The following is a 1755-nucleotide window of genomic DNA, read 5'->3' on the forward strand; positions in this document are numbered from 1 at the left end:
TTACTGCCAAAAAAAGCTCCCCATGAAGAGGAGCTTTTAGCAATTTTGCGGTCTGGACGAGACTCGAACTCGCGACCCCCTGCGTGACAGGCAGGTATTCTAACCAACTGAACTACCAGACCGTTGCTTTATTGCGAGTGCAAATATACAGCAGAATTTCACTTTGCCAAATGTTTTTTTGAAATAATTTACATGTTTTTTTCGCCCCTCACACAAACTTTTGACGTTCAACTAAATATGTAGAAAGAATTTTTTCAAAATTATCCTTCACATCGGCCAGCACATACTTGATCCCGTATTGACCGCACTTTAATTTAAGGTCTGCGAAGTATTTTTCCATGATCCTTGCGTAATCATCTTTGATATTGTCTGCATACAGATCTAACTTTTCTCCCGATTCAACATCTGTGAATCGCATAGGCCGGTCGCCAAATTTAAAATCGAATTCTTTTTCCTTGTCAATTACATGAAACAGAACCAATTCATGCTTATTATAAGTAAGGTGTCTCAGGGCCTCAAATAATTTTTCCTCCTCTACATCTGTCTGAAACATATCGGTAAAAAGAAAAATGAGCGAACGCCTTCGTAATTTTTCAGCTATTTGATGCAAATAAGTATATGTTTTGGTGCTAGTAGAACTCTTATACCCTTGCACCACCTCATCCAATTTATGAAGTAGCATCCTGCGATGACGCTCACTTCCTTTTTCGGGAGCATAATAATCATACTCATCACTGTAAATACTTAAGCCAACAGCATCACGTTGCTTTTTCAATAGTTGCATTATACAGGCCGAGGCCAGGGCAGAAAATCCAATCTTATTCAAAGAAGAAAGAGATTGCTGTTTTAAGAAGGGATAGTGCATCGAAGAGGAGTTGTCTATAATAAGGTGGCACCGCAGATTCGTTTCCTCCTCATAGCGACGTGTAAACAACTTATCTGTTTTAGCAAATAGCTTCCAATCTATATGCCGGGTACTTTCACCATTATTATAAACCTTGTGTTCTGCAAATTCTGCCGAGAAGCCGTGGAAAGGACTTTTATGAAGTCCGGAAATAAATCCTTCTACTACCTGCTTCGCCAGTAGATCCAAATTCATGAAACCTCCTGCCTTATGTACCTCCTTCTCCAGATCCATCTTTAAAAGATATTTATCTTAACAAGTTACAGAAATTCCGGCATAAAAAAAGTCCGGCGTTTAGCCGGACTTTAATACCATACTATATATGTTATTACAATAGTTGATCTAAAGCTTCAGCATATGTAGTTTTAGGAGCAACTCCAACTTGTCTACCAACAACTTCTCCATTTTGGAAAATAAGAACCGTAGGAATGTTACGTACTCCGTATTTTGCAGCAAACTCCTGGTTTGCGTCAACATCCAATTTTCCTACAACTGCTTTTCCCTCATACTCCTTACTAATATCATCAATGATAGGACCTACCATTCTACAAGGGCCACACCATGCTGCCCAAAAATCAACCATTACAGGTTTATCACTTTTCAACACTGTTTCTTCAAACGTAGCGTCAGTTATTTCTAATGCCATAATTATTTCTATTTAATTCTTACTCTGATTTAACTTACGTAAAAATAGTCAAATATTTTACCAAACCATATAAAGCCAATATCATATTTAACTATTTACATATTAAGGAGATTTATTTTAAAAGTCTTCTATAATTTTCAAAGATTCGACCACATTATAATCTCATGAGAAATAGGATTTTGGTGTAAGAATGCAATTACATATG

At 37.0% G+C, this 1755-nt stretch carries 2 protein-coding genes and 1 tRNA gene; all 3 read right to left on the reverse strand.

The window, feature by feature from the left end; translation table 11 throughout:
• Nucleotides 1-48: 48 nt before the first annotated feature.
• A tRNA-Asp gene (locus tag WAM07_RS17150) sits at nt 49-122 on the reverse strand.
• Nucleotides 123-208: 86 nt separating this feature from the next.
• On the reverse strand, nt 209-1093 hold the full coding sequence (locus WAM07_RS17155; RefSeq protein ID WP_422168620.1) for a DUF58 domain-containing protein: 885 nt from the start codon (nt 1091-1093) through the stop codon (nt 209-211).
• A 139-nt stretch (nt 1094-1232) separates the two neighbouring features.
• Nucleotides 1233-1550 (reverse strand): thioredoxin, encoded by a 318-nt coding sequence (gene trxA / locus WAM07_RS17160; protein WP_380739939.1) that lies wholly within the window; start codon nt 1548-1550, stop codon nt 1233-1235.
• Nucleotides 1551-1755 lie beyond the last annotated feature (205 nt).

Origin of the sequence: Halobacillus sp. (assembly GCF_049282395.1) — a bacterium.
Lineage (GTDB): Bacteria > Bacillota > Bacilli > Bacillales > Halobacillaceae > Halobacillus.